The organism is Congregibacter sp. (assembly GCF_965660375.1).
In the GTDB taxonomy this organism is placed as follows: domain Bacteria; phylum Pseudomonadota; class Gammaproteobacteria; order Pseudomonadales; family Halieaceae; genus Congregibacter.
Genome location: NZ_CBFHZO010000065.1, coordinates 1 through 5,459, shown reverse-complemented (window position 1 = coordinate 5,459; position 5,459 = coordinate 1). Strand labels below are relative to the sequence as shown.

At 59.1% G+C, this 5,459-nt stretch carries 5 protein-coding genes and 1 pseudogene; 3 read left to right on the top strand and 3 right to left on the bottom strand.

The features are described from left to right. A pseudogene (locus tag ACTG3T_RS06050) lies at positions 1-251 on the top strand (gamma-glutamyltransferase); the annotation flags it as partial. Here ACTG3T_RS06050 and ACTG3T_RS06045 read toward each other — a convergent pair. Beyond that, a complete protein-coding gene (locus ACTG3T_RS06045) occupies positions 229-1,617 on the bottom strand; it encodes a pyridoxal phosphate-dependent decarboxylase family protein (RefSeq protein WP_439101366.1) in 1,389 nt (462 codons plus the stop codon). The pseudogene ACTG3T_RS06050 and the gene ACTG3T_RS06045 overlap by 23 nt on opposite strands. Positions 1,618-1,813: 196 nt before the next feature. Here ACTG3T_RS06045 and ACTG3T_RS06040 point away from each other — a divergent pair, with 196 nt between their 5' ends. Continuing rightward, on the top strand, positions 1,814-2,323 hold the full coding sequence (locus ACTG3T_RS06040; RefSeq protein ID WP_439101365.1) for a RidA family protein: 510 nt from the start codon (positions 1,814-1,816) through the stop codon (positions 2,321-2,323). 15 nt (positions 2,324-2,338) lie between these two features. Here the strand turns inward: ACTG3T_RS06040 and ACTG3T_RS06035 are convergent, their stop codons facing one another. Beyond that, positions 2,339-2,968 carry a c-type cytochrome gene (locus ACTG3T_RS06035; protein ID WP_439101364.1) on the bottom strand — a complete coding sequence of 210 codons (630 nt, stop codon included), beginning with the start codon at positions 2,966-2,968 and terminating at the stop codon, positions 2,339-2,341. Beyond that, positions 2,965-4,599, bottom strand: coding sequence for a flavin monoamine oxidase family protein (locus tag ACTG3T_RS06030; RefSeq protein ID WP_439101363.1), 1,635 nt, complete (start codon positions 4,597-4,599; stop codon positions 2,965-2,967). The genes ACTG3T_RS06035 and ACTG3T_RS06030 overlap by 4 nt, the downstream gene beginning before the upstream one ends. 192 nt (positions 4,600-4,791) lie before the next feature. Here ACTG3T_RS06030 and ACTG3T_RS06025 point away from each other — a divergent pair. Further along, positions 4,792-5,459: efflux RND transporter periplasmic adaptor subunit (locus ACTG3T_RS06025; protein ID WP_439101362.1), on the top strand; the 668-nt coding region annotated here is incomplete at its 3' end.

Here is a 5,459-nt window from a genome sequence, read left to right as displayed (position 1 = left end):
AGGCGCAGGCCGCGACGCGGGTCCACCATCAGCTGCTGCCGAAGGACCTGATTAGCTACTCTCCGACAACACCGCTCACGGACTCAACCATTGGTGCCCTGAAGCAGCGCGGCTATGAAGTAGAGCCTCACGGCTATGAGTACGGTAACGTACAGTTGATCTGGCGGCCGAAGGACGGCCCGCTGACCGCTGTATCGGACCCCCGTTTTGGTGGGACGAGCGCGGTGATCACGCTCCCAGACGGTCAATAGTTTCGCGAATATCCCATTCGGTGGTGAGTGGGTTGATGATGCACAGCCTTAGCACGGTACGCCCCTTGAGTCGGGTTGTGGTCACGCAGGCGAAACCTGACTCCGATAGTGCCCGGGCACGCCGCTCGTGTTCCTCAGCCGTTTCACCCCGAAGAGAAAAACAGATGATACCGAGCTGCGCGGGGGTTACCACCTCCCAGCGCGTAGGATTCTTGCGTAAATAGTCTTCCGCAATTTCCGTGAGATTAATGCTGTACTCAATGGCTTCGCGGAACTTGGCGACGCCATAGCTGCGAAAGCTCAACCACAGCTTAAGTGCCCGGGACCGGCGGGTCAGCTCAAAGCCGCGGTTACGAAAATCCACGGCGTTGTCGGCGCCCTGCACATCTTTGAGGTACTCCGGGTTCATGGCAAAGCAGGGTTCCAGCAGACCGGGCTTTATAAGGAGGCAGCCCACGTCGTAGGGTTGAAAAAGCCATTTGTGAGGGTCCAGGGTCAAAGAGTCTGCGCGGTCTAGTCCCGCCAATGTCGCCGCACCCTTCGGGCTGAGCGCTGCGGGCGCTCCGTAGGCGCCATCAACATGCAGCCATAGATCCCAGGTGTCGCAGAGCGCTGCGAGTTCCTGCAGTGGATCCACCACGCCGGTGTTGGTGCTCCCAGCAGTGGCAATCACCATGAGTGGGCTGAGTCCGTTTCTGCTGTCCTCTGCGATGGCCGTGGCTACCGTTTCTTCGGTGAGTCGGTGCTCGGCATCGCTGGGTAGCAGGCGAATGTGCCGCTCGTCGAAGCCGAGTGTGCGAAGGGCTCTGCCAAGGGATGCATGGGTTTGATCGCTGAGGTAGACACAGCCGGGCCCGCGACTGGCCCGCACCGCTGCTATGGCAGTGAGGCTGGCCTGAGAGCCGCCGCTCACCAGCACCCCTTCGTAGTCCTCCGGCAGTCCCATGAGCTGACAAAGCCAGTTGATAACGATCAGCTCTATTGCGGAAGGGCCTGCGCCACCGGGCCAGGATGCGGCGATGGTGTTGAACCCCACCCCCAGCCACTCGCCGATAATGGCGGCGTAGGAACTGGGACCTGGAACCCGGGCAAAGTAGCGGGGATGGTCGCCATGCTGTTGATGATGGAGCGCGGTGTGCATGAGTAGCTCAAGACTCTTGTCCGTTGCCTGGGGTTGCTCTGGAAGCGCGCCGCCGAGTGCGGCAAGGAGAGTGTCAGCATCCGAAGAGGCGATGGCCGGGCTATTGTTTTTACTTTCCAGATGTTCGATCACCGCATCCACCGCGGCATAGCCCAGGCGCCGCATTTCTGCGCTATCCATACCCAGGGTATCGGCGGGATAAGGCCTGTCGTCGTCAGCTGCCATCGTAGTTGCCTGCCTGTTTTTCTTGCTATGAGTTTGGGTCACTGCCTTGGCACCTGCGGTACTGCAACCGTTGCAGCGTTCAGTGCCTCAAACGCCGGTCGACCCGACGCCGCCAATGAATTAGTGTGAACACACTATCTCACCGCGCCTCTCGGGTGGGTTGTAGTCAATCTAAACCAAAAGGAGTCGCTGCGTCATGAATCGTTTGTCTTTTCTATCCCTGCTTGCGGGTGGCCTTTTAGCTGTCGGTAGTCTGTCCGCCGTCGCCGATGAAATCACCCGGAACAAAACGCCGGGCTCTGATTTTCCCATCGCCCAATCTGTGCAGGTGCCCGGTGCCTCTGAACTTATCTTTGTCAGCGGCGCCGTGCCCAAACCTATCGTCGAAGATGGTGATCCCAACGACCCTGCGACCTATGGTGACACCGAGGTACAGACGGTGAGTGTGCTTAAAGAAGTGCAGAGCCGGCTGCAGCGCCTGGGTCTCGATATGGGTGACGTGGTCATGATGCGCGCTTATCTTGTGGGTACGCCGGAGACGGACGGTCGCATGGATTTTTCAGGATTCATGCGCGGCTACACCCAGTTTTTTGGGACAGAGGCGCAACCGAACCTGCCCTCGCGCTCGGCTTTTCAGATAGCGGGTCTTGCGCGGGCAGGATGGTTCGTCGAAATCGAAGTAGTGGCAGCCCGGGCTTCCGAATAGAGCTGAGTGGTGGGATCAGGGCGCTAAGCTGCGGATATAGCTGACGACGTCGGCTATGGCCGCGTCGTCCAGGGCTGCCGCACTTGCAGCCATGGAGGCGCCGCGCTGGTCGTCAGGGTGGCTGCCGCGGATACCATCCCGGAAGTTCCTCAGCTGGCGCTCGAGGTAGCGGACATCCTGATAAGCCAGGGCGGGGGCCTGTAAGGCCTCTTTGCCTTCTGCCGTCTCGCCGTGGCAGGCAATGCAGGCGGCATAGGTGTTCTTGCCCTGGGTTACGTTACCGGTGCCCGTGTCCGGTGCTATTTGCATTGAGAGCCGCTTTAGATAAGCAACGACCCCGGCTATTTCTTCCTCATCCAGCGCAAGCGCCATGGGCCGCATTTCCATGCCGATGAGGTCAAGGGCGTGCGTGCCACGCCAGCCCTCGCGAAAGGCCTGGAGCTGATTGCGCAGGGACCACTCCTCCATGCCCGCCAGGACTGGCGCTTCTATGGCCGCATTACCCTGGCCAAGTCCGCCATGACACACCAGGCAGTACTCGTAGTCTTTGGGATCAAAGCGGCCCTGGGGTTCGGCGCTGTGCACTGATGGTGCTAGCAGCAAAAGAATGACGGCAAGCAGCCTTGACGTTTGCAGCAATCTCATGATGCCGCACTCAGCCGTCGGGCGGATTCCCGTTGGTGCACAGTCTGCAATACGCGCTCTGTTACCGCCAAGGCGCCCTCCTGCCATCCTGGATGTTTGCTCACCTGATCACCCAGCATAAAGTGCCGCCCGTCGCCCCCAAGGAGCTGTGCACGGATCTTGTCTGCCTCAACGTCAAATACATCTCCTATGTGGCCGATCCCGCTCCCACAGCCCAGCAGGTGGTTCATGCGATGCCAGACGACGGACACTCCGGTTTCCATATGCGCTCGATACTGGCCCGGGTGCACAGCTTCCCCGGAGACCAGGGCGTACTCGAGACGTTCTTTGTGTGAGAGGCGGCCTAGTGCGGCATTGTCATCCGGGGAGAAGATGTAGGCACCCAGCACCACGCCTTTGGGCCGATGGCTTCCGTGACTGGGGTACCAAATCTGCAGGGTCGAACGATCGGTCCAGCTGATACCGCCATAGATGCCCTCGTCTTCCCAGAATCGACGGGACATTTGAAAACCAATTTTCGACAGCATGCCCCGTTTGATCTCGCCAAGCAGTTGGGTGTAGCGCGGAGAGAAGTTGTGCTTGATTCCCGCCATAATCTGTCCTGGGATGGAGTTCAGACAGTAGTCGGCGCGCAGTGTCCTAATTTTGTCATCCTGCTCGTAATGTACCGTGACACTGTTTTCTCGATTGACGATTTCGACCACTCTTGCCCGGGTCACCGGTGGTTTTCTGAGTCGCGCGACGAAAGCATCCACGATACGGTCCATGCCGCCCCGGGACTGCATCATGGACGGCGCCTGATATTCGTTCTCGGCAAACAGCATGGCGTTTCGGACAAACTGGCTGTTCATCAGCTCTTTGGCGGAGCCGGCCGGTTTTACCTTTATGGGGTCTAGCATGCCATCCGTGAGCAATCCCGCTCGCAAAGATCCCTCGTAGCGCATGGATTCAGGGTTGAGGTCCCCAAAATCGCGAACATAGGCGGTGAGCTTTTCGAGATCAGCGTCGGTGACCTTGGCATCCAGCGACGTATCACTGACACCCTTCGCCGCAAGTTCAGCGATGAACCCACGAGCATCGGCAATTACATCGCGCTGGCGAGTCCGTTGGCCTTCATTAATCGCTTTATCAACAACCCAGGCGTTGTAATTACTGTTGATAAAGGGTTCGAGCTCAATGGCGAATTCCCGACAGTAGTTCATGAGACGAAGATGCATGGCCGGAATTCGTGCAGGACCCGCATTGAAATAAAGATCCGGGTCATTATCAAAGTTGCACACCTGGCGATTGCCAAGTTCATCAATGACTGTGCCCGCCCTCACGGTAAAGTTACGTCCGCCGATGCGGTGGGAGGCCTCAAGTATCGTGACATCGTAGCCGGCCTGCTCGAGCTCGAAGGCGGCGCTCAGGCCGCCGATGCCCCCGCCAAGCACAGCGACACTGGGACGCGTGCCATTCTTGTGCATTAGAGGCGTCAGCATCCTCCCCTGAGGCCGCGAGGGTTCGGCGGGCGTGCTCATGAGTCCCAGCGCCTGTGCCGAATGCCAAACCGCGATGGACCCGCCGGCCTTGCCCATGAGCGACAACAACTGGCGGCGGGAAAAGCCGTACCCTTCGACGCGATGTTCCATTTTGGTTCTCATTTTTATTGCAGTGCACCACGAGTGTGCGGCCGTACATGCATAGTGGCGTAAACCCGTGGCGTTGTCTCGAATGCTTTCCATCTAGAAGCCAACTGCAAGGAGCGCACCAGCAAAGAGGTGCCAGGCGTTGATACGTACTCCCCTTATGCGCGTAAAATGTCTGATCGCCCTGAATAGTCCATGATTATGTCCCGACTGATAACGCTTGTCCGTCCTTTGGCCATACTTGCGCTAGCCGCAATGGCCGCGCTTCTGATGGTGAAGAGTCGTCCCCAGTTGGAAGCACGGAGCGTCACTATCCCGCCCCCGGTAGTGGCCGTGCAGACGGTGCAAAGGGCGGAACAGGAAGTTAGCGTCGTGGCCTATGGGAACGTAACGGCCTGGCGGCAGCTGGAGCTCACCGCCCAGGTCGGAGGCAAAGTGCTGTGGCAGTCGGCGCTTTTTGAGCCCGGGATTGTTGTGGATGAGGGGGAGCCTCTCCTGCGTATTGATCCCACGGACTATGAGCTGGCTCTGGCGGAGGCAAGGCAGGCGCTGAGTAGTGCAAAGCTGTCTCTGGCCGAGGCGAAATCCCTGCGCCAGGCCGCCCGGGTTGAAGAAGCGGAGGCCTCCGTCGCTGCGGCCGAGGTCAGAATTGAACGCGCAAAACGTGATCTGGCAAACACGGAAATTCTCGCCCCTTATCGCGCGGTGATTGATGAACAGACCGTGGAGTTGGGGCAGTTCATCAGCGTTGGTACCCGCCTGGGTCGGGTTCTGGGGGCTGAAAAGGCCGAGGTTCGTTTGCCGGTGCCACCCCAGGATGTGCGTTTTATACAGAGCACTGAATCCGCAGCGGTTACCCTGCA